Annotated in this window: 24 protein-coding genes; 16 read left to right on the forward strand and 8 right to left on the reverse strand. The window is 59.9% G+C overall.

Features of this window, described 5'->3' with window-relative positions; genetic code table 11:
* Positions 1-21: 21 nt before the first annotated feature.
* The gene (locus C3Y91_RS32755) at positions 22-972 is read right to left on the reverse strand and encodes a sugar phosphate isomerase/epimerase family protein (protein ID WP_168576282.1); all 951 of its coding nucleotides are present in this window, start codon (positions 970-972) and stop codon (positions 22-24) included.
* A 222-nt stretch (positions 973-1,194) separates the two neighbouring features.
* On the opposite strand from C3Y91_RS32755, the gene C3Y91_RS32760 reads away from it, so the two are divergent.
* The 5 genes from C3Y91_RS32760 (at position 1,195) to C3Y91_RS32780 (ending at position 6,750) form a co-directional block, all read left to right on the forward strand.
* Positions 1,195-2,265: a LacI family DNA-binding transcriptional regulator gene (locus C3Y91_RS32760; RefSeq protein WP_024320331.1), complete on the forward strand. Its 1,071-nt coding sequence runs from the start codon at positions 1,195-1,197 to the stop codon at positions 2,263-2,265.
* A 201-nt stretch (positions 2,266-2,466) separates the two neighbouring features.
* The gene (locus tag C3Y91_RS32765) at positions 2,467-4,341 is read left to right on the forward strand and encodes an adenylate/guanylate cyclase domain-containing protein (RefSeq protein ID WP_130764501.1); all 1,875 of its coding nucleotides are present in this window, start codon (positions 2,467-2,469) and stop codon (positions 4,339-4,341) included.
* 113 nt (positions 4,342-4,454) lie between these two features.
* Positions 4,455-5,786, forward strand: coding sequence for a gluzincin family metallopeptidase (locus C3Y91_RS32770; protein WP_130764500.1), 1,332 nt, complete (start codon positions 4,455-4,457; stop codon positions 5,784-5,786).
* 8 nt (positions 5,787-5,794) lie between these two features.
* Positions 5,795-6,385: a hypothetical protein gene (locus tag C3Y91_RS32775; protein WP_018070650.1), complete on the forward strand. Its 591-nt coding sequence runs from the start codon at positions 5,795-5,797 to the stop codon at positions 6,383-6,385.
* Between the two features lie 32 nt (positions 6,386-6,417).
* Positions 6,418-6,750, forward strand: a complete 333-nt coding sequence (locus C3Y91_RS32780) for a hypothetical protein (RefSeq protein ID WP_027688624.1) — start codon at positions 6,418-6,420, stop codon at positions 6,748-6,750.
* Between the two features lie 363 nt (positions 6,751-7,113).
* Here the strand turns inward: C3Y91_RS32780 and C3Y91_RS32785 are convergent, their stop codons facing one another.
* The 6 genes from C3Y91_RS32785 to C3Y91_RS32810 all read right to left on the reverse strand — a co-directional run bounded on the left by C3Y91_RS32785 (position 7,114) and on the right by C3Y91_RS32810 (position 11,097).
* The gene (locus tag C3Y91_RS32785; RefSeq protein ID WP_246780253.1) at positions 7,114-7,596 is read right to left on the reverse strand and encodes a MarR family winged helix-turn-helix transcriptional regulator; all 483 of its coding nucleotides are present in this window, start codon (positions 7,594-7,596) and stop codon (positions 7,114-7,116) included.
* A gap of 63 nt (positions 7,597-7,659) precedes the next feature.
* Positions 7,660-8,376, reverse strand: coding sequence for an SDR family oxidoreductase (locus C3Y91_RS32790; RefSeq protein ID WP_130662885.1), 717 nt, complete (start codon positions 8,374-8,376; stop codon positions 7,660-7,662).
* Between the two features lie 67 nt (positions 8,377-8,443).
* On the reverse strand, positions 8,444-8,818 hold the full coding sequence (locus tag C3Y91_RS32795; RefSeq protein ID WP_131589028.1) for a hypothetical protein: 375 nt from the start codon (positions 8,816-8,818) through the stop codon (positions 8,444-8,446).
* A 24-nt stretch (positions 8,819-8,842) separates the two neighbouring features.
* Positions 8,843-9,724: an NmrA family NAD(P)-binding protein gene (locus tag C3Y91_RS32800; RefSeq protein WP_018070655.1), complete on the reverse strand. Its 882-nt coding sequence runs from the start codon at positions 9,722-9,724 to the stop codon at positions 8,843-8,845.
* A gap of 318 nt (positions 9,725-10,042) precedes the next feature.
* Positions 10,043-10,639 (reverse strand): mobile mystery protein B, encoded by a 597-nt coding sequence (locus C3Y91_RS32805; RefSeq protein WP_027688629.1) that lies wholly within the window; start codon positions 10,637-10,639, stop codon positions 10,043-10,045.
* The gene (locus C3Y91_RS32810) at positions 10,636-11,097 is read right to left on the reverse strand and encodes a mobile mystery protein A (protein WP_018070657.1); all 462 of its coding nucleotides are present in this window, start codon (positions 11,095-11,097) and stop codon (positions 10,636-10,638) included. The genes C3Y91_RS32805 and C3Y91_RS32810 overlap by 4 nt, the downstream gene beginning before the upstream one ends.
* A gap of 510 nt (positions 11,098-11,607) precedes the next feature.
* Here C3Y91_RS32810 and C3Y91_RS32815 point away from each other — a divergent pair.
* From C3Y91_RS32815 to C3Y91_RS32845, 7 genes are all read left to right on the forward strand, one after another.
* Positions 11,608-12,048 carry an acetyl-CoA carboxylase biotin carboxyl carrier protein gene (locus C3Y91_RS32815; RefSeq protein WP_027688630.1) on the forward strand — a complete coding sequence of 147 codons (441 nt, stop codon included), beginning with the start codon at positions 11,608-11,610 and terminating at the stop codon, positions 12,046-12,048.
* Positions 12,048-13,433: an acetyl-CoA carboxylase biotin carboxylase subunit gene (accC, locus tag C3Y91_RS32820; protein ID WP_130665966.1), complete on the forward strand. Its 1,386-nt coding sequence runs from the start codon at positions 12,048-12,050 to the stop codon at positions 13,431-13,433. The genes C3Y91_RS32815 and accC overlap by 1 nt, the downstream gene beginning before the upstream one ends.
* Positions 13,430-13,852, forward strand: coding sequence for an acetyl-CoA carboxylase biotin carboxyl carrier protein (locus tag C3Y91_RS32825; protein WP_027688632.1), 423 nt, complete (start codon positions 13,430-13,432; stop codon positions 13,850-13,852). The genes accC and C3Y91_RS32825 overlap by 4 nt, the downstream gene beginning before the upstream one ends.
* A complete protein-coding gene (gene pxpB / locus C3Y91_RS32830) occupies positions 13,849-14,556 on the forward strand; it encodes a 5-oxoprolinase subunit PxpB (RefSeq protein ID WP_018070661.1) in 708 nt (235 codons plus the stop codon). Before C3Y91_RS32825 ends, pxpB begins: the two co-directional genes overlap by 4 nt.
* Positions 14,553-15,548, forward strand: a complete 996-nt coding sequence (locus C3Y91_RS32835) for a 5-oxoprolinase subunit C family protein (protein WP_027688633.1) — start codon at positions 14,553-14,555, stop codon at positions 15,546-15,548. Before pxpB ends, C3Y91_RS32835 begins: the two co-directional genes overlap by 4 nt.
* Before the next feature lie 37 nt (positions 15,549-15,585).
* Positions 15,586-16,353, forward strand: coding sequence for a 5-oxoprolinase subunit PxpA (locus C3Y91_RS32840; RefSeq protein WP_168576283.1), 768 nt, complete (start codon positions 15,586-15,588; stop codon positions 16,351-16,353).
* Between the two features lie 61 nt (positions 16,354-16,414).
* Entirely contained in the window at positions 16,415-17,617 is a 1,203-nt protein-coding gene (locus C3Y91_RS32845; RefSeq protein ID WP_168576284.1) for a pyridoxal phosphate-dependent aminotransferase, read from the forward strand.
* 94 nt (positions 17,618-17,711) lie between these two features.
* Here C3Y91_RS32845 and nac read toward each other — a convergent pair whose 3' ends face one another.
* Entirely contained in the window at positions 17,712-18,671 is a 960-nt protein-coding gene (nac, locus tag C3Y91_RS32850; protein ID WP_027688635.1) for a nitrogen assimilation transcriptional regulator NAC, read from the reverse strand.
* Positions 18,672-18,874: 203 nt separating this feature from the next.
* Here nac and C3Y91_RS32855 point away from each other — a divergent pair, with 203 nt between their 5' ends.
* The 4 genes from C3Y91_RS32855 to C3Y91_RS32870 are packed head-to-tail and all read left to right on the forward strand — an operon-like array spanning position 18,875 to position 21,898.
* Positions 18,875-19,678 carry an SDR family oxidoreductase gene (locus C3Y91_RS32855; protein WP_027688636.1) on the forward strand — a complete coding sequence of 268 codons (804 nt, stop codon included), beginning with the start codon at positions 18,875-18,877 and terminating at the stop codon, positions 19,676-19,678.
* Positions 19,675-20,382 (forward strand): amino acid ABC transporter permease, encoded by a 708-nt coding sequence (locus tag C3Y91_RS32860; RefSeq protein WP_027688637.1) that lies wholly within the window; start codon positions 19,675-19,677, stop codon positions 20,380-20,382. The genes C3Y91_RS32855 and C3Y91_RS32860 overlap by 4 nt, the downstream gene beginning before the upstream one ends.
* Positions 20,379-21,137 carry an amino acid ABC transporter permease gene (locus C3Y91_RS32865; protein ID WP_003538412.1) on the forward strand — a complete coding sequence of 253 codons (759 nt, stop codon included), beginning with the start codon at positions 20,379-20,381 and terminating at the stop codon, positions 21,135-21,137. The genes C3Y91_RS32860 and C3Y91_RS32865 overlap by 4 nt, the downstream gene beginning before the upstream one ends.
* Positions 21,134-21,898 carry an amino acid ABC transporter ATP-binding protein gene (locus C3Y91_RS32870; RefSeq protein ID WP_027688639.1) on the forward strand — a complete coding sequence of 255 codons (765 nt, stop codon included), beginning with the start codon at positions 21,134-21,136 and terminating at the stop codon, positions 21,896-21,898. Before C3Y91_RS32865 ends, C3Y91_RS32870 begins: the two co-directional genes overlap by 4 nt.
* Positions 21,899-21,922 lie beyond the last annotated feature (24 nt).

Here is a 21,922-nt window from a genome sequence, read left to right on the forward strand (position 1 = left end):
TTGTTGTCTTAGGGATGACTGTCAGCGATAGATCGGCAGGAGCGCCTGCCGGACGAGCGTGAGCCCGTTGGCGATGTCGCGGACGGGATCGGGCGCGGCATCGAGTTCGAGGATCGCCCAGCCTTCATAGGCCCGGTCGCGCAGCAGCCGGATCCAGGCCGGCCAATCGACCCGTCCGAGGCCGAAGCTGCAGAAATAGGGCTGGTGGCGTTCATGGATGTGCTTGTCGATCGGCGTGTCTGAGGGCATGGGGCCGATTGCATCCTTCCAATGAGCGATGATCATGCGCTCGTGATGGCGATCGACGAGCTGGATTGGATCGGAGCCGGCAACGATGATATGGGCCGTGTCCGGGCACATGTGTACATAGGCCGGATCGGTGAGCAGCATCATCAGATCGACATCGCGCGCGGCGGCAAAGATCGAGTGCGCCTCGGTGTGCAGCGCAAGCCGCACGCCCCTGGAATGGAGTGTTGCACCGAGCCGGTTCAGGAAATCGGCGATCACCTTGGCGCGGTCGAAATCGTAGAATTGCACTGGCTGGGCGCCGAGTGTCTGGCGCAAGGGGGCGCCGATCACCATGATGTCGCTGCCGCAGGCTTTCAGGAAATCGGCATATCGTTCCGCCTTGTCGATCAGCGCGCGCTGGGCCTCGGGCTCAGCGAAATCGCCGGCCGCCTCCAGTTCCGCGAAGAAGCCGCTGCACAGCGTCAGGCCCCGTCTAGCCAGCTCGGCTGCGAAGGCGTCGACGGAACCGTAGGTCTTGATGGCGTCCTGCCAGTTGAAGGGAGAGAAGGTCAGCTCGACGCCGGTGACCCCGGAGGCCTGGACGCTGTCGAGTATCTTGTCCCAGAAGGCACGCGGTTCAGCGCGGGCATAGCCGACGATCGCATCATGGCTGTCGACGCCCCAGAAGCCGGGATGGAAGAATGTCACGAGATCGACGCCGAAGCGCAGCCTGTCAGTAGCCATAACCTGTCCATTTATCGAGGCATGACCTACCCGCGTGCGGAAGAGCCGTTCCGCATCCAATAAGCCATGGATTTTCAACGCATTAAGAAATGGCAATCGTTTGCCATGACTAGATAATAGCCAAGCCGGTTTTTTAAGCAAGCGGTTTTTGGCAAACGTTTGCTATAAATCGGCGCCTGCCTTAGAGTTGCAAATCGAAGCATCCGGGAGACCGAAATAAACATGAATAAAAACAAGGATGTGGTAGGAGAGGAGCCATCGGGTGCATTGATGGCCGATGTCGCACGGCTCGCCGGCGTTGCGATATCAACAGTCAGCCGGGCGCTCGCCAATCCCGGACGGGTCAACGAGAAGACGCGCGCCAAGATCAATGCCGCTGCCAGGCAGCTGGGCTACACGCCGAACGCCATGGCGCGCGGCCTCAGGGTCGGCAAATCCAACATCATCATGATCATCCTGCCGGGATCGCTCTACTATGGCGCTTCCCAGATCATTCCGCAGGTGCTGCAGAGCATCAACAAGTCGCTGATCCAGGGCGGCTACAACCTGATGATCGCCAACCTCGATCGCGACGAGATTTCCGAACGGCATATTCTCGACCTCGCCTTTGGCGGGAGCGTGCGCGGCGCCATCATCCTGTCGTCGAAGCTCCCGGAGGTCGACGGGCGCTCGCTGGCAAATTCCGGTCTGCCGATCGTGTCGATGCTGCTCGACATGAGCGATGCCGGCCTGCAGAGCGTGATTACGAACGACCGCGAGGCCGTGCGCGACGTCACCGCCGAACTGATCCGATTGGGTCATCGACGGTTCTTCTATCTTGCGGGGCCTGAAGGCAATTACCACGATGTCGAGCGTTATGGCGGCGTGCTCGAGGCGCTCGAGGCGGCAGGATTGTCGGAGGGCTCGGTGCGTCGCTCGGGCGGCCATCTCGATTATCAGCACGGCTTCGACATCGGCGTCCAGGCAGCGGACGATTTCGCCAAATTGACCGAAAAGCCGACGGCCGTCATCGCAACCAGCGACGACATGGCCATTTCGTTTGTCAGCCGTGTCCAGCGGAGAGGTGTAAGCATTCCCGGTGATCTGTCCGTCGTCTCCTTCGACGGCTCCCCGGTCTGCGAATTCTGCTCGCCGCCGCTCTCGACGATCAAGCAGCCGGTGGAAGAGATGGGGCGCGCAGCGGTGGATCTCCTGCTCGACGCCATTGGCCAGAGAGAGAATGCGGCGGCGGTGCGCACCGTCATCCGCAGCAGCCTTATCCCGAGGGAGAGCATCGCCGCTCCGAAGAGCTGACGGAGCCGGCCGCGGCGAATGCCGGGGGGCCGGGCCTATTAGTCGAAGGCGCAGATGCCAGATGGCCAAATCTGGAAGATATAACTGTCGGTTCGGCGGCAGAGGGATATTTTAGTTGTCAGTAATACAATCGTCCGGCAACATGATCGGCCAGCTTCTAGAATTGAGTAATATTGCCACCAGCACGTTGGGGAGACGGGCATGTGCGCAGAGCTTGTCGAGCGCCGATTGGCGGCTATCCTGGCTGCCGATGTGGTGGGCTACAGCCGTCTCCTGGAGGCAAACGAAGAGGAGACGCTTGATGCCCTTCGTCAGCATCGCCGCGAGCTTTTCGATCCCGCTGTCGCGAGCCACGGCGGGCGTATAATCAAGGTGATGGGCGACGGTTTCCTGGTCGAGTTCGGCAGCGTGCTCAGTGCTGCACGATGCGCAGTCGAAATCCAGCGCGGTATGCTGGAGCGCAACATTGGGATTCCAGCGGACCGGCACTTTGCGTTTCGAATAGGCTTGAACCTGGGCGATATCATCTTCGATGCGGATGACTTTCATGGGGACGGCATTAATGTGGCGGTCCGGCTGCAAGCCCTTGCAGATCCTGGCGGCATTGCCTGTTCGGCGGCTGTGCGCCACGAAGTCGGAAACAAGCTCGATCTCAATTTCGCAGACCAGGGCGCCAAGACCGTCAAGAACATTTCCCGTCCGGTCCATGTCTATTTTGCCGATTGGGGCAATGTCGGCTCCGGCGAGGAGGTACCGCTTGCCGCAAGCGGCCACACGCAGGCACCCACCAACAAGCCATCGGTTGCCATCCTGCCATTTGCCAACATCAGCAACGATCCCGCCCAGGAGTTTTTCAGCGACGGCATCACCGAGGACATCATCACTGACCTATCGAATGTTTCAGGCCTGTTTGTACTAAGCCGCAACACTGTCTTCACATGGAAAGGCCGCAGCGAGAACCTGCAGCGCATCGCCAGGGAACTCGGGGTTGCTTATGTGGTAGAGGGCAGCGTCCGCAAGGCCGGCAACCATATGAGGATCAATGCTGAATTGATCGACGCAGCGAGCGACGGCCACATGTGGGCCGCGCGTTACGACCGCGACCTCACCGACATCTTCGAAGTGCAGGACGAGATTACCAAGGCGATCGTCGATCAACTAAAGGTCAAGCTGCTCCCGGAGGAAAAGAAGGCAATCGAGCAGGCGCCGACAGAGAGCGTGGAAGCTTATACGCACTACCTCAGGGGCCGCGAATACTACCATATTGCCTCGCGCTCAAACCATCTGATGGCCAGACAGAGCTTCGCCAGAGCCATCGAATTGGATCCCGGCTATGCCCGAGCCTATGCCGGCATCGCGGTTTGCGATTCACGTCTGCGGTCTCAATTCGGCACGGAGATTCCGGTGGAGGACATTCTCGCCAACACGGCGATGGCACTCGCTATCGATCCCAACCTGGCAGAGGCACACGCGGCCAGGGGGTTTGCGTTGGCCGTCGCCGGCAATCGCACTGAGGCGGTTTGCGCATTCGAAGAGGCTTTGTCGCTCGACGCCGATTGCCACGAGGCGAATCGGTACTATGCCGAATTTTGCGTCACCGACGGTCAGTTCGAACTGGCGGCTACGCACTTTCAGCGCGCAATGGAAATTAAGCCTGCCGATTATGGTGCGCCGATCATGCTCGTGAACGTCTTTCGTTCGCTCGGGCAAATAGACAAGGCCAGCAGTTATGCGCGGATCGCGTTGAAAAGGGCGGAGGAGGAACTGCGGCTCCATCCGGAAAATGCCAATGTTGCCTGCTTGGGAGCGACGGCGCTGGCCTTTCTCGGGGTCCGCGACATGGCGCTGGAATGGTTGGCGCGCGCGCTGGCGACGGATCCCAACGACATAAACATCCAGTACAATGCCGCCTGCACCTATGCACTGCTTGGCGAAATCGACAGAGCGATAGATTTGCTTGAGGTCTGGATGCCTCAAGTCGGCATCGAGATGCGGCTGTGGTTCAAGAACGATTCCGATCTCGACTCCATACGCAATCACCCGCGCTATTCGAGTTTGGTTGAGCTGTCTGAATAACGCCAAGAACATCTGGCTGTTTCTAATTCTATTTTATTACTTGCTAAAATTCCTGCGAGCGCCGAATGTCAACTTAAAATGGCAATCATAAAAGTCTTTTGAGGGGAGTGCGAATGGGCACCCGGTTTAGACTTTTTGTACAGCCTCCATTTGAAGATGCTCGGTCTAGTCCTGAGATTGTTGAAGTATCGTCTCGGCTGGGTAGCCTGACAGCTGGTCCGGCCGACAATCGCATGTTTGTTGTGGAGCCGGTCGGCAAGACCGGTCCTTACGGTGTGAACCGCGGGCCGCTCGGAACGCCGTACATGTATCTGCCGCCCTGGACCGGCAAAATCCTCGAGCCGGCCACCCCCGACGAGTGCGGCAATTTCGACTATCTTCGACCTTCGATGGCTGGCTTCGAAGCCGCGCATGTTTTTGGTTGCGTGCGATTCACCCTGGATGTGTGGGAACGCTATCTCGGCCAGCCGCTCACCTGGCATTTTCGCGATCATTATGACCGTCTGGAAATCTCGATCCTGCCGCGATGGGACAACGCGCAGTACGGCTATGGATTCCTCGAAGTTGGGAGCCAGTTCGAGAATGACGGGCACGTCCTTCCCTTCAGCCTGGATTTCGATGTCATCGCTCACGAGGTGGGGCACGCGATCATCTTCAGCGTACTGGGCGTGCCGCGCCCGGGAACCGAGTACCCCGAATATCTTGGCTTCCAGGAGGCCTTCTCCGACTGCGTGTCGCTGATCGCGGCCATGCATTTTCCGTCCGTGATCGACAATGTTCTCGCGGAGACGCGCGGTAACCTCTACCGCGCAAATCGCCTTGCTCGCTTTTCGGAATTTTCGCCGCATCGGCAGATACGGTCGGCAAACAACAAAAGGACGATGGCCGAGTTCGCTCGTGGGTGGAAGGACGAGCATGAGCTCTCGCAACCACTCACCGGCGCGATATTCGACATCCTCGTCGACATCTTTCATGAGAGCCTGGTGGCGCGCGGCTTGATCTCGCCTGCCGTTGAGGATCTCGCAGATATTGCCGAGTTCGATCCGGCTGCCGAGGCTCCCGTGCAGCGTGCTTTCGACCGCGCTTTCGCGCGCAACCCAGATGGTTTTGTCGAAGCACTGCTCGACGCACGCGATATCGTCGGGACGTATCTGGCGGAAACCCTGTGGGCTCTTGCTCCCGACTTTCTGGACTACGGCGATGTCGCGAGGACGATGCTTACGATTGATCGGAATGAAAGTGGCGGCCAATTCGCAAGAATCATCAGCAGAAACTTCGGGCAACGGGCGATCGGCGAGTTGCACGCCGGCGCGCACGTGAAAGGCGGCGAGCATCGCAGCCATGTCCTCTCTGCGCGGACGTTACTGCCGATAGATTATCTAGAGCTTCCGAAGATGAACTATCGCGAGAAAGTTTTGCTGTCGAGATCAATGAACGGTCAATAGTCAGGTGGATGGAGGGGGACGTGGCAGACGATGAAACATTACTCGGCGTATCAGCGGTATATCTGTTCGGGCGCCAACTTAGTGATCTGATTCTTAGAGGCAGTGTTTACAAGCCTCTGGGCGTACCTAAATCAGGAAAGAACAATTTTCTGAGGCGCCAGCTGGGTGCGGACGACGCGGCTCTGGCGCGCATCTATGCCTTCTCTTTCGAGGGAGCTTTCATTGAACTCGCTCGGCCAGCAATCTTCGTTGTCCACGGCTCCGGCGCGGATCCCGACGATCCGCCTCCGAATGCTATCGCGTACGACAGATTGTCTCGGTCCCCTGGTTCAAGTGCCCGAACCGGCCTCGGGTCCCAAATTGGAGCTCTCGCCAAGGATATGAGGGTTTGGGTCTATGACAAGGGCGATCTCTCGATGAGACTCGATGCCGAAACGGGAACCTTTGAACAAATCCTGCTCTCGGCTGAGGTTTCGGCTGATCCCAGAGGAACGGCGAGCGGCGGATTGTCCAGATCAGGCGGCGCCTTGTCCCGCTCCGGCGGGGTGATGTCAAGATCAGGCGGATTCATACCGCGCAGATCGGGCGATGGTGATTAATCTACAGATAGGGACGGACCAGGGAGGCTAACATGTCCGACGATAAACCTGAAGTTGAAGTTAAAATTGATAGTTTGAACCCGGACGACGTGGCTGCTCCGTTGCGTGTTGATACGCCTTTTAGGCTCATAGGTCATGGCTTTAGTAAAAAAAAGATCAAAGTATACATATCTACCGATGAATATGGCGGCGATAAAGTTTCAGAAGTCAAAGTATCTATTGAAGGGCATACTACGAGTACAGATGAGTTTTTGAAGGTAATTGCCCGGCCGGAGATTGGCGCTCCGATGGGGAGAGTGTTGTGGGTCGCCATAAAACTGAACGGTAAATTTCAAGACGCTCGAGAAGGATTCAAAGTCGTCTAAATTTCGGGAGATCACGTCCATAGCGGGCTGACGGTCTCCGACGTCGCCGGCCACTGCCTGCTGCGTCGGCGTCTCGATGCATACCCCCAACCCGCTGCCCTGGCCGCGTCGTTCGCCGCAGCCGATCGACCTGCGACGGAGAAGCGCCGCGGTAAAGTGTAGATCATCCCGGACGGGGCGCTTTCGAAAGCACTTTGCTGTTCCGTGGATTCATTTCATCTCGCCGGTAAAAATTATAAGTGATTTGCGGAAGCGTCGAGCGAGACACGAGTGCGGTCGCGGGTTCGAGGCCGATCAAGAGCGTTGTGTCGTCTACCGTTCACGCAGGAACAGCCCCGTTCCGAAGACCGGGTGAGACCTGCGTCAATCGCCCGAAGACATCGCACGGTGTTTGCCGACTACGATCCCGTTCAGCTCAGTTCGAAGTGAGGCTGCGTTTGCTGCACCGTTAAGGTTCGCAAACTCTTGCTGGGCCGCAAGCCAGAGGGGCGATGCCCTTTCGTGCAGGAGACGGCCTTCAAGCGTCAGTTCGATGACCCGGTAGCGGCCATCGGTCGGCGAGGGCTTCATGGAGACAAAGCCGTCTCTCTCCAAGAAACCGACCATCTTCCCCATTGCCGTGCGTTCAACATCGAGGCGCTCGGCGAGCGCAATGACGGTCGCGCTTTCAGCCTCAGCCAGAGCGGCGAGGATCAGGAACTGGGTGATGCGCAGCCCGACCGGTTCGAGGTGAGCGTCATAGAGGCGGGTGATCTGGCGGCTCGCCTTACGCATGGCGTTGCAATTGCACTGGTCGATTCCCAGAGGCTGATTTGCCGACAACATTTCCGTCCCTTTCAAATCCATTCTCCGGGCGTCTTCACACAGCCCGCGGAAGACGCCATCCTTTATTGCCATCGCGCCGGCTATTCAGAACAATCCCGGCGGGGGTGTGATGTAGCCGGGAACCTCGTCCGCCAAGGTGCTCTTTAACAGAACCGTGCCCTTGTCGGCCATGACCTCGCTCTTTCCGGCGGACAGTGCGTCATAGGTCTCTATTGCCACGTCCACCGGGCTGGTCTTCGGCACGTCGATACCGTTCGTCAAATCCGTGTCCAGGAAGCCGACGTGAAGAGCGAGCACCTGGATGCTGCGGCCCGCAAGGTGGAACCGTAACTGGTTCGTATAGCTCCAGGCGGCGGCCTTCGACGCGGCATATGGTGTCAGATAGGGCCGTGGCAGCCATACGATATCAGAAAGGACGTTGATAATGGCGGCACGGGGCACTTTGGAAAGGCCAGGCTCGAACGCCTGTGTGACGCGCGCCACGCCATAGTAGTTGGTGTCAAACAACGCCTTCGATTGAGCCTCGAAATCGACCGCCAAGGGATTGTCGATCAGGGCGGCAATACCTGCATTGTTGATCAGAATCGTTGTATCTGCTGCAGCCTCGGCTGCGGCGGCGACCGAGGTCGGATCGGTGACGTCGATGCGGATTGGCACGACACCGGGTTCGTCGAAGCCTTTTGTGTTGCGCATGCCTGCGTAGACCTTCTTTGCTCCGCGCCGGACGGCCTCGCGTGCGAAGGCCAGACCTAGGCCGCGATTGGCACCTGTAATGAAGATCGTTTCGTTGTTGATTTCCATGACACGTCTCCTTGTTAGGTTAGTGGCCGATCCGCTACTCCGGCGGAGGCCAAATGAGCTGTTGGATTCAGAGGAAAAGTTGCTTGGGCAACTGACCGGATAGCGCGCCTTTGAGGTGGTCGGCGAGCGAAACAACGGCATGGACCGGGGCCATACGGACGCTTACGCGCGGTATGGAGCCATCCGGGTGGCGATCGATGATGACGGTCGCATTCAGGCGTTCGCCGCTGGACAATAGCGCTTCATATTCCAGAAACGTCCGCGAACCGACGATCTCCATAAAGGTCGGGGTTTGATCGACGTAGAAAGTGCCGACGGCATCTACGACACGCCGGATTTCTTCCCGACCGATCACCGGTCCACGCAGCACGGAACTGATCAGTTCCGCTTCTGCGGTCAGGTCGTCGAGGAATGGATGGCGTTCTTGGTGAGTGCTCGACATAGCCGTTACTCCTGGCTTTCGCCTTCACTGGAAGGCGTCACGGTTCTTTTCGATGAATTCCGGTACGGAGAGGGCAGGGGTTCCGGTCACGCGCTCGACGACGTCGTTGGTGCCGGAAAAGACGCCCTCGCGGTAGTTCTGAGCGACTTCGACTAGGTGCTGCACGAGGAAGGGCGGAAACTTGTAGAGCGTCTCCATCTTGTCTTTAAAGGCTTCGATCGAGGCCGGCGCGTATTCGATCTTGGCTCCCAGAACATCACTCATTGCTGCGGCGATCTCTGTGTGGTTCATTTCGACGGGGCCGTGAAGAGTATAAATCTCGCCTTCATGGCCTTCCGGCTTTGCCAGCAGATGGGCGATCACACGCCCCTGGTCATCCGAGCTAATCGGTGCATGGCGGCCGTTCTCGAAAGGGAATTCGATTTTCTTGGCCGCCCAGATCTCCCTTGCAAAATGCGGATAGACGAGCCAATCGGCAAAGAAGGTTGGACGCAGATGCGTGGTTGGGACGCCTGACCAGTCGAAGACGCGCTCCGAAATCCAATGATCCTGCGCTGCGTGGCTGGTGGATTCTCGACGTGCCGAGATCTGCGACATGTTTACAATCGCGGAGACGCCCGCTTCCTTCGCCGCCTGCGCGAAGTAGGCAGCTGCACTAAGAATTCCGGGCGCGATTGGGTGAAGAAAGTATGCAGATCGAATACCCTCCATCGCCGCACGAATGTCGTCGATGTCAGTGAAATCGCCAACCGCGATTTCGACGCCGCGCTTCCGCAGTGCTTTCGCGCGGTCGTCGTCCGAGCGAACATAGGCTCGGACCTTTTTGCCTAGTTGAAGAAGCTCGTCGATAGCAGCGCCGCCGGTCCGTCCGGTTGCCCCACTGACCAGGATATCTGTCTTGCTCATTGCCATATCTCCTTAATGAGAGCATATGCTCGTAATCGCTAGCAGATAGGAGCATATGCTTTCATTGTCAAGCATGACTTCCAGCCGCGATATTCTGAAGCGTGCCTGCAACGCCTGACCGATCGCCAAGCCGGCAGCACCGAAGGCAAGTGGACGTTTCCTGAAGCAACGATTGCCGAGTGAAAAGCTGGCCACGACTTGGCAAGCGAAAGGGCGACCGCATTATACGCAGTGATCCGCTGATCTCGTTCGAAAAGCGTCGTGTGGCGTGAATGGTCGACGGTTCAGATACCATCAAGGCGAACGATACGCCGCTTCTCAGGTGCGCGCGAATTCTAGCAGCGGCGCGATATCATGGTTGTCTGCTGCGCGAAGGGCCACGACGTAGCGAGTGCGCAGTTCACCGACATCGGCCAGAGTTCTGCCGCCCCAACTGAAACGCTCGCCGCCAAGGCGTTCGATCAGAAGATCGGCCGCCAAGCGAGCGTGACGGCCATTTCCGTTTGGAAACGGGTTGATCGCGACCAGGCGATGGTGAAACCTGATCGCAATTTCATCCGACGGAAATGCCTCATGCTCAACCCAATAGCCGACGTCGCTTAACAGGCTCGCGAGCTCCACTCCGATGCGGTAGGCTTGGACGCCGATGTTGCGCTCCGTCGTTCGGAAAGTGCCGGCCCATTCCCAGACGTCGCCAAACATCCGCTTGTGCAGTGTTCGCATGAAGTCCTCGCTGAGCATTCGCTCAAGCGATACGCGCCGGCGACCGCGCGCCCAGGCCGCACCCTCGACGATGTTTTCCTGCTCCGCCTCGTTGAGATCTCGGCGGTGCGTGATCCATGTCTGAAGCAGTCCCTGTCGCTCTTGCGGTTCAAGGGGTGTTGCGTCCTCAGGCTCCTGAAACAGGTCCGTCATGTCTCGTTCCAGAGGTCGCGCTCGGAGAGCCTGTCGCGAATGTATGTCTGGACGCGGGATTCGAAGTCTGCTTCATCTGTGTCCTGAGCTTCGAGCCGCATTGTATGCGCGACACGCTGAAGCTCACGTGTTGCGATCTTCCTTGCGCGCCCCTCGATGACAGTCTCAAGTGAACTGTTTGGAACGAGGGCGTAGACGAGAGTGCAATCCAGCGCCTCAGCTGCGCGACGTAAGGTATTGAGTTGGATCGTGCCTGCGGCTTCCGACTTCTCGATGGCTTCAACAGTTTGAGGTCGCACGCCAATGCGTGCGCCGAGTTGCGCGCCCGTCATTCCGAGTGCGTCGCGTAGTGCGCGCACCCATCCCTTCGGCGGCGCCCTGAACCGGTCGATCGGGTGGAGCGCTCGAAGTCGTTCATCAAGGCGCAGGCGCCCCCTCTTTCGACTGTCACTCTTCATCCATTGCCCTCAGACGGTAAGCTGATCATGAGACAATAAATATCAGCATACAGTCTGATTATCAATCCACATGACTCAGTCTACAATATGATTACAGGATCTAAGTATCATGCTGTAATCTGGGAATCGATTATCTAAAATCAGGCTGGAGTCTGTCGGATATCGTTTTGCTCGAGTGGGATAGTGGCGGGAATTGGCCGTGTTGGAGGCCTTCCCTTCGTCCCCTGACGCAATTTCCGGTCTGGAGAAAGAGGAATGGTTGGGGGAGGAATACCTTGGTCTCGTCATGCCGGTTGGCAACGTCGGTCACGCCAGCGGAATTCGGTGGCCGCTACTGCCGTCGAGGGAAATTCGCGAGCGTTCGGTGATATGTTTCCATGGGCGCAGGTCACGCTCCATCAAAACTTCGTCTGACCCCATCAGTCGGCGCGTCGTGCTACGAAAATGACAACGCCGGGCGATCTGAAACTTCAGCTATGCGCGGTGGAATTTGAAATTCCGAGCACGCATATGGACCTCTCGAAGATCAAGACGCTGATCGACTTTGTCGGACGATCGAACATTACCGAGCTGACGGTGACGGAGAAGGACGTGACGGTTCGGATCTTCCGCGCGTCGCAGGGTCAGGAGGCTGCTGCCGAGCCCCAGCAAGAGGCAGGATCGACGACAAGCCTTGGCAATGATGCTGGCACCGATACGCCTTCGAGGCATGAGAAAACCTATGCGGTGAAGGCGCCGGTCTTCGGCGTTCTGCATCGGACCCCGGCGCCCGGGGAGCTACCATTCGTCACGATCGGTGACGAGGTGGAAGAGGGGCAGACGCTTTTCATCATCGAGGCGATGAAGGTCTTCAACACGATCGCTGCGCCGCGGTCGGGGCGCATCACGCATCTCACCGAAATCGACGATGGCGAGGTCGAGACCGGCGATCTGCTCGCGGAGATTGCATGATGCTGGAAACGCCTGAACAGTCTGCGGCAGGCCGCTTCGATACCGTCCTGATCGCCAATCGCGGCGAAATCGCAGTCCGGATCCAGCGCGCCTGCCGCGAGCTCGGTCTGAAGACGGTCGCCATCTGCTCCGAGGCTGACAGGGAAGCGCCCTACGGCAGCACCGCAGACAGCCTTCTCTGCATCGGCCCGTCGAGTGCTGCCAAGAGCTATCTCAATCAGGATGCCATCCTTCTGGCGGCGCGTCTGGCCGGCGCCGGCGCCATCCATCCGGGTTACGGCTTTCTATCGGAAAACGCCGCCTTCGCCGACGCCGCTGAAAAGGCGGGATTGACCTTCATCGGTCCGACCTCGTCCTCGATTGCGACCATGGGCGACAAGATCTCTGCAAAGCGGGCGATGATGGCAGCCGGCGTCCCCTGCGTTCCCGGTCCGGATACCGCGCTGCCCGACGACCCCGCCACGATCGAGCGCATAGCGCTCGAAATCGGATATCCCGTCATCATCAAGGCAGCCGGCGGCGGCGGCGGACGCGGCATGCGCGTCGTGCCAAAGGCCGACGTGCTGCATGAAGCAATTGCGCTGACGCGGGAAGAGGCCCGCAAGGCCTTCGGCTCACCTTCGCTCTACATGGAGAAATTCTTAGAGCATCCGCGCCACATCGAGATACAGGTCATTTGCGACGATCACGGCAATGCCGTGTGGCTGGGGCACCGGGATTGCTCGATGCAGCGCCGCCATCAGAAAGTGGTTGAGGAGGCGCCGGCGGCGGGAATTGTGCCCGATATCATCCAGCCGGTCGGCATGGCCTGCGTGCAGGCCTGCCTTCAAATCGGCTACCGGGGTGTCGGAACCTTCGAATTCCTCTACGAGGACGGTGCTTTCTATTTCATCGAGATGAATACGCGACTTCAGGTCGAACATCCCGTCACCGAGATGACGAGCGGTGTCGATATCGTCCAGGCGCAGATAAAGGCAGCTCAGGGCCACGTTCTTGATCTCAACCAAGGCGACGTGACATGCGAAGGCCATTCCTTCGAATGCCGCATCAACGCCGAGGACCCGAATAGCTTCCTGCCCTCGGCGGGTGTCGTCACCCATCTGGCTTTGCCCACGGGGCCGGGCATCCGCGTCGATACGCATATTCATGCCGGCTACAAGGTCTCGCCCTATTACGATTCGCTGATCGCCAAACTGATCGTCCATGCGCCGACGCGGGCGGAAGCGATGGCAAGAATGCGCGAGGCGCTTGCCGGCACGGAAGTCGAGGGGATTTCCACCAATATCCCCTTCCTGCGCGCCCTGTTTGAGGACGGCGCATTCGCGCAGGGCGAGACGGACATTCATTATCTCGAACAATGGCTGAAGCTGCGGAGGGCGGCATGAGCGCGATCGATTTCAGCGATCCGGCAACCATCGCATTCCTCACCGAAGCGCTGACGGCCGCCGGTGTGGACGGTCTCGAAATCTCCCGGCCGGGCGGACAGCTTCGCATCGTCGTCGCCGAAAAAGGCGGCGCCCGGATCAGCTCGACCGACGCGACGCTCCGTGCTCCCGGTTTGACATCGGCTGTCGTGAAGGCGCCAATGGCGGGCCGCTTCTGCCTCGATCATCCGGCGTCCGCTGTACCGCAAAAACTGCCGCGCTCCGTATCCGATGCAGATATCGTCGGGTTCGTCGGGGTAGGGCATATCCTGCTTCCCTTTCGCGCCGGCCGTTCCGGTGTTTTGATCAGGCTGCTCGCCGAGCCCGGAGCGCTGGTCGGCTTTGGCGATCCTCTGTTCGAAATCGAGCTCCCATCATGATCGCCACGACGAACAGACATGCATCGCAACGCGAGATCGTTCCGGCCACCAAAAGCCGGGCGCGGGTTTCCTCGATCGGCGCCAGATCCTTCCTGCTCGAGGCGCCCGGCGACTTCGATCTCGTCGCGCAGCGGCGGATCTGGGCTCTGTCCCAGAGCGTGAAAGGCTGGCCGGACCTTGCCGAAAACATTCCGGGCATGACCAACCTGCTGGTGATCTTCAAGGAGACGCCCGAAGATCCGGATGCGGTGGTCGCCCGGCTGCTGGAGGCATGGGAGAATGCGCGCAGCATAGATCTCAACGGCAAGACCATCGAGATCCCCGTCGATTATGGCGGCGAATATGCGACGGATCTTCCGGCCCTTTGTAATCTCTCGGGTTTGAGCGACCGCGAGGTCGTCCGCATCCATCATGAAGCGACCTACCGTGTCTTCGCCTTGGGCAGCGCTCCCGGCTTCGGCTATCTGCATGGTCTCGATCCGCGCATCTACATGCCGCGAAAGACCGTGCCCTCGCTGAAAATGCCGAAGGGCTGCGTCACCATCGGCGGCATGCAGACCGGCGTCGCCATGCTCACAGGTCCGAATGGCTGGAATTCCATCGGCTTCGCGGCACTTGAGATGTTCGACCCCGCCTCATCGAGACCCGCCATGATGGCGCCTGGAGATACGGTGCGGTTCCTGCCGGCGAGGATCGAGCTATGATCGAGATCTTGGAAAGCGGTCCGTTCAACACGGTGCAGGACCTTGGCCGCCCCGGCTATCGCGATATCGGCGTATCGGCAAGCGGTGCGATGGATCCGCTTGCGGTCCGCATCGGCAACATTCTCGTCGGCAATGATGAAAATGCCGCCGCGATAGAGGTGCAGACCTTCCCGTTCAGCCTGCGTTTCGAGCGACGCGTGGTCTTTGCCGTGACCGGCGCCGACGGCAATCCTCATCTTAGCGGAATGGAACTGCTTGCCTGGTGCGCTTACATCGCGGAGCCCGGACAGGTTCTCGAACTGAAACAGCCTCCACGGCTGGCGCGCTCCTATATTTCGGTCGGAGGCGGGCTGGATATTCCCGTTGTCATGGGTTCGCGAAGCACGTCGCTTCGCGGCAGCTTCGGGGGCAATGCCGGCCGGCCTCTGGCGAAGGCCGATCGGATCGCGGTCGGCGAAGACGCCGAAATCGCCATGCTGCCAGCCTCGGGTCTTGCCGTCGTCGAACCGGCCGTGGCACTGCGCGATGTCTTCCCGGCTGCTGTCGACGGCACGCTGCCGATCCGCGCCTTGCCGGCCGGTGAGCACGATCTTTTCGCAGGCGATGGCGAAGCTTTCTGGAGCCGGATCTGGAGGATTTCCTCCCGAAGCGACCGGACGGGCTACCGCTTATCAGGCGAGCCGATCAAGCCGACGGCGTCCATCGAGATGCGCTCCCACGGCGTCGTGCCCGGCGTGATCCAGGTTCCGCCCGGCGGCGAACCGATCGTGCAGATGAGCGATGCCAACACTGCCGGCGGATATCCGAAGATCGCCGGCGTGATCGAATGCGATCTCTGGCGGCTCGGCCAAGCCCGCATCGGCGCCCGCCTGAACTTCGTTCGCTCGACGCATGCGGAGGCGCGCGCGGTGGAACAGGCCATCGCCCGCTATGTCGACGACGTCAGGCAGACATCCCGGATGGTCAAGCGCGCCTTGAAGGCGATGGCCTAATGCGTGTCGCCCAAGAGGCCGTCAAAAGGAGGAACTGATGAAGATCGATCTGAATTCCGACATGGGCGAAGGATTTGGTCCCTACCGGCTGTGCGACGACGAAGCGATGATGAAACTCGTCTCGTCGGCCAACATCGCCTGCGGTTTCCATGGCGGCGACCCCGAGATCATGGGGCGTATGGTCCGGCTTGCGAAACTGAACGGCGTCGGAATCGGCGCCCATCCGGGCTTGCCCGACCGGCTGGGGTTCGGCCGGCGCGAAATAGCGTTTTCGCCAGATGAGCTTCGCCAGCAGATGCTCTATCAACTCGGCGCCCTGATGGCGATCGCCAAAGCCGAGGGTGTCACTGTCTCCCATATCAGCTTCCACGCGGCCATGGGCAATATGGTCAACCGCGATCCTGTGCTGGCCGACCTGATGATGGACGCGATCGCCACCGTCGATGCCGGTCTCGTCGTCTTCGTGACCCATGGCAGCGAGATTCAGCACGCGGCCAGACGCGCGCGGTTGAAGACGCTGGCGCTTTTCCTTGCCGACCGGGCCTATGACGCTGGCGGCAGACTTGTCGCGCGCGGCCTCGCTGGCGCCGTCATCAAGGACGAAGCCGCGGTGCGTGCCCGCGTACGGCAATTCCTGCTCGAAGGAACCGTCGAGACGATCGACGGAGCGGTGATCGCAATGCCGGCCCGCTCCATTCTCGTCCATAGCGACACACCCGGCGCCTTGGAGCTTGCCGGCATCGTGCGCGGCGAGATCGAAGCCACGGGTGCTGCACTCGCGTCTGCCGCCGAACTCGCCGATTGATACAATCCTGATCGCCTGCGGGCGGTCTCCCGTTCCAATCCCTCATCGAAGGACCAGCTTGATGTCCGCTGTATCAGACCGCCTGAAAAACGTCTCCATATCCGCATCCGCCGCCATGACCCAGCGCGCCAGGGAACTGGCCGCCAACGGGATCAAAGTCGTCAGCCTCTCGTCTGGCGAGCCGGATTTCCCCACTCCGGCGCACGCGATCGAGGCGGCTCATGCGGCAGCTCTTGCTGGCGATACGAAATATCCCCCGATGGATGGTACGCCGGCGCTCAAATCCGCCATCATCAGGAAGTTCAAACGGGACAATAATCTCGACTACGAGGCCAGCCAGATCGTCGTCTCGGGCGGCGGCAAGCAGGTGATCTTCAATGCCATGCTGGCAACCTGCAATCCGGGCGACGAGGTCGTCATTCCGACGCCCTCCTGGGTCAGCTATGCGGATATCGTCAAATTCGCCGGCGGCGTCCCGGTCGCCGTCCCCTGCCACGAGCAGACCGGCTTCAAGCTGCGTCCCGAGGATCTGGAGGCGGCGATCACGCCGCGCACCAAATGGCTCTTCCTGAATTTCCCGAACAATCCGACCGGGGCAGCCTGCTCCCGGGCGGAGATGGCTGCCATTGCCGAGGTCATGCTGCGTCATCCCAATGTCTGGATCATGACCGACGATATCTATGAACACCTGGTCTATGACGACTTCCAGTTCTGCACGATCGCCGAAGTCGAGCCCAGGCTCTATGAGCGCGTCCTGACGATGAACGGCGTCTCCAAGGCTTACGCAATGACAGGCTGGCGGCTTGGCTTTTGCGCCGGGCCGAAAGAGCTGATCTCCGCCGTCAGCAACGTCAACGGCCAGAATGGCGGCGGCATCGCGACGCTGACCCAGGCTGCGGCGACCGCGGCGCTGGACGGGCCTCAGGATCTCCTGAAGGAGCGTGCGGCGATCTACAAGGAAAGACGCGACTTCGTCCTCGACAGATTGTCGGAAGTGGACGGACTGCGCTGCCACAGGCCCGAAGGCGCCTTCTACATCTATCCCAACATGTCCGGGCTGATCGGCAAGACCAGCAAGGGCGGACGAAAGATCGAGACCGATGTCGATTTCGTCATGGCGCTGGTGGAAGAGCATCATGTCGCGACCGTGCAAGGGGCGGCTTACGGAATGAGCCCCTTCTTTCGCATTTCCTACGCGACCAGCATGGAGAAACTCGGCGAAGGCTGCGCGCGCATAGCTCAATTCTGCAGGGATATGCGCTGATCGCCGACGCGCTTTAGATCGGAATTCAGATCTAAAGCGAAGAAATGGAGCATGATGTCGTCCGAAAACCGCTCACACTTTTCGGCATCATGCTCTAGCTTTTCAACCGCGCCGTCAGCTCGAGGAGGATGTCGCGGACGGCAAGGGCCGGTTCCGACAAGGGATTCTGGTCGGAAACGCATAGCGACAGGGTTTCTTCGATCCGCGGCGAGACGAGCCGGCAGATCAGCGGCTCGCTCGACTCCGATACGATGCGGTCGGCGATGGCTTTCGGCATGATCGTCGCGCCGAGGCCGCTGCCCACCGCACGGGCCAGCGTGCGGACGATTTCGACTTCCGCCACGACTTTCAAATTGGTGCGGGTGCGGGTGAAGGCGGTATCGACCGCGCGGCGGACGAAATTATAGGCCGGCGGCAACAGCAGCGGCATCCCGTCGAGGGCATTGACCGGAACGGGTTTCGCATCCGCTTCGATCGCAAAGTCCCGATGCGCGACAAGGAAAAACTCTTCGCTGAGGAGCGGCTCGAACCGGACACCCTTGATCGGTCCGGTTCCATGGAGAAGCGCCATCTCCAGCCGGCCGTTCATGATCATCTGGCTATAGGTCTGGCCGACGCTTTCGGTCAGGTGCAGCAGAATACCGGGATGCCGTTTTCGGGTCTCCGCCAGGAGGTCGACCGACAGCGTGGCCGCACTGCTGAAGGGCACGAGGCCGACGGACACACGCCCGGCAAGCGAATTCCCGGCTGCCGACGCATCCGCTTGCGCCTGCTCCATCTGCCGAAGGATAATCTGCGCATGGCGATACACCGCATGTCCCGCATCGGTCATGCTGACGCCCTGCTGGCTGCGGATCAGCAGCTTCTGGCCGAAATGTTCCTCCAGTCCCGCAAGCTGCTGGCTGAGGGCCGGCTGGGCGATGTGCAGAAGGTCCGCCGCTCGCGTGATGCTGCCGCTGTCGACGATCACGATGAAAGATTTGAGGCGTCTGATGTCCATGAGGATCGGGGTACCGTTCTGATCTGCGCGGCTCACATGTTTGCAGACGCGCATTGCTTTTGCAACGCGACGCCGTCGCCAGAACCGGGGACTGCCTGAGGCACGGACGCCGCGAGGTGATGCCCGGCATCAGCTCTGTCTTTTCTTCAGCAGCCTGCGCCGGCTCCATAACCGTTGCTTATTGCTCCAGAGATAATCGGTCTTAGGCAAGGGGTTTAACCTTCGCTACTGTCTCGATCAACAACAAGGGAACGACAATGCCATTCTCCGACTACAAGACCGCACTGGTGACCGGCGCATCCTCCGGTATCGGCGCAGCCGTGGTGGAGCGGTTCCGCCGGGAGAACATCGAGGTCCATGCGGTTGCCCGTAGCGCCGAAGCGTTGCAGCAGCTGGCCGCGCGAACGGGCTGCATCGCCCACGTCATCGATGTGACCGACCGTCAGGCAATGGCCGAGCTCACCCGTCGAGTGGAGTTCGATATTCTCGTCAACAATGCCGGCGTCGACCGGCCGAAGAAATTCCTGGAAGCCGACGAGGGCGATATCGATCTCCTCGTCGACGTCAATCTCCGAGCGGTCCTGCACATCTGCCGCATGGTCGTGCCCGGCATGGTGGCGCGCGACCGCGGACATATCATCAATATCTCATCGATCGCCGGCGCCTACAATTTCGGCGGAAATTCATCCTATCACGCCACCAAGGCCGGGGTGAGCATGCTGTCCAACCAGCTGCGCATCGACGCTTTCGGCAAGCGGGTACGGGTCACGGAAATCTGCCCCGGCCGGGTCGCCACTGACATTTTCAATCATGTCCACGGCGATGACCCCAGCATCCGCGAACGGTTCATCGACGGTTTCGAACTGCCGCAGGCGGCCGATATCGCCGACGCGATTGCCTTCGCCATAGCAGCCCCCGTCGCGGTCAATATCGGACATATGGAGATTACGCCGACGCTGCAGGTCATGGGCGGCCTGCAGACGGCAAAGCCCCAACCTACGGCGAAGCCGGATCAATCCGCTGCGGCGAAGACGGATCAATCCGGGGAGCCAAACCCGTGAGCGGTTTCGACCTTTCGGCAATCCTCGGAAATCCGGAATATACCGCCATGCTGCTGCATGGCATCGAGATGACATTCATCATCTATGCCGGCTCCTGGACTATGGCGATGGCGCTGGCACTTGTGCTGCTGGCTTTGCGTTTGTCGCCCTTTCGCTTCGGCGATCCGTTAGTCGCCGCTTACGTCTCCTACCACCGGAACGTCCCCACCCTGGTTCAGCTGATGCTGTGGTACTTCGGGATTTTCACCCTGATGCCAAGCGGAGTAGCCGAATGGCTGGCCGTCCATAATGCCGAGGCCATCTTCGCGGTGATCGGGCTCGGGCTCTGCCAGGCGGCCTATTTCAGCGAAGATCTTCGCTCGGGCGTGCGCTCGGTTAGCCCGGGCCAAATGCAGGCAGCCCGCGCGCTTGGCCACGGCTATGTCTCGGCGATGCGTTTCGTCATCATGCCGCAAGGCGTGCGCAACGCCCTGCCGCCGCTCATCAATCACAGCGTTTCCCTGTTCAAGAACAGCAGTCTCGCCGTCGTCATCGGAGCCTCGGAACTGACGCATGCCGTCAAGGAAATCGAGAACCTCAGCTTCCGGACCTTCGAGATCTACCTGATCGGCACGGTTCTCTACCTCTTCTTCTCGCTCGTGATCATGAGCATCGGCGCCTATCTTTCGATGCGCACGGATCCTGCCAGGAGTGCGCGGGCATGATCCACGACATGATCGCCATCGTCCAAGACTACTGGCTGCTGCTGCTGATCGGCCAATATCCGAACGGGCCGCTTGGCGGGCTCGCCAACACGCTGATCCTTTCAGCGCTCAGCATCGCTCTCGCTTTTCCGGTCAGCATCCTCTTCGCACTGGCGCGGCTCTCCAGGTCGCCGCTGCTGCGCTGGCCGGTCACGGCGCTCGTCTATTTCACCAGGGGCGTGCCGCTCTTGATGCTCATCCTGTGGAGCTATTTCCTCGTTCCGCTGCTGACCGGCGCCGATGTGCCGAGCTTTGTCACGATGCTGACGACGCTCGTGGTCTATCAAAGCGCGTTCCTGAGCGAAGTCGTGCGTGCCGGCATCGTTGCGCTCGGACCGGGCCAGATGGACGCGGGGCGTGCGCTTGGCCACAGCTATATCGGTGCGATGCGCTTCATCATCCTGCCGCAGGCACTCTACAACATGATCCCGAGCATCATCTCCACCTTCGTCTCGACGATCAAGGACACGACGCTCGGCTACGTGATCAACGTGCCGGACCTGACCTTTGCCGCAAGCCAGGTCAACAACCAGCTCCTGACGCAGCCTTTCCAGGTCTTCCTCATCCTCGCGATCGTCTACTTCGCCATCTGCTGGACGCTCACCTACTTCGCAAATCGCCTCGAGCGGAGCATCACGCGACGGCGTGCGGGACTTTCCAACCTTCCTGCCGCTGCCTTGGTCGCGCCATCGAAAATCATATCGGAGCAGCTATGACCATGTCAGTTTCAGCACAGGAATTGCAGACGATCCGGCTTTCGCAGGTCTGCAAGAGCTACGGCGACTATCCGGTCCTGAAGGACATCGATGCGCAGGTCTCGCGAGGCGAGGTCGTGGTCATCTGCGGACCGTCCGGTTCAGGAAAATCGACGCTGATCCGCACGATCAATCGCCTTGAGGAGATCAACAGCGGATCGATCACGCTCGACGGGCAAAACATTCACGCCGCCATGCGGGCAAAAGAACTCAATGCGCTGCGCAGCCGGATCGGCTTCGTATTCCAGAACTTCAACCTGTTTCCGCACCTTTCGGTGGTCGAAAACGTGTCGATGTCGCCGATCCGGGTGAAAGGCGTGGCGCCGGATGTTGCCGAGGACAAGGCCCTCAAGCTTCTCGATCGGGTTGGTCTCGCCGACAAGGCGCGGGCCTATCCCGGTCAACTCTCGGGCGGCCAGCAGCAGCGGGTGGCAATCGCCCGCGCCCTTGCCATGGAACCGCCGGTGATGCTGTTCGACGAGCCGACCAGCGCGCTCGATCCTGAAATGGTCGGCGAAGTGCTGGCCGTCATGAAGAGCCTGGCGTCGGAAGGCATGACCATGCTCTGCGTCACCCACGAAATGGGTTTCGCGCGCGACGTCGCGGATCGGGTCTGGTTCATCGATGCCGGCCAGATCCTCGAAATGGCGACCCCCGAGGAATTCTTCAACAATCCGAGCCATCCCCGTGCGCAGCGTTTCCTCGCTGATCTCAGGCATTGATACCAACCACCAAAAACAAAGGAG

The organism is Rhizobium ruizarguesonis (assembly GCF_012349115.1).
GTDB classification, from domain to species: Bacteria; Pseudomonadota; Alphaproteobacteria; order Rhizobiales; family Rhizobiaceae; genus Rhizobium; species Rhizobium ruizarguesonis.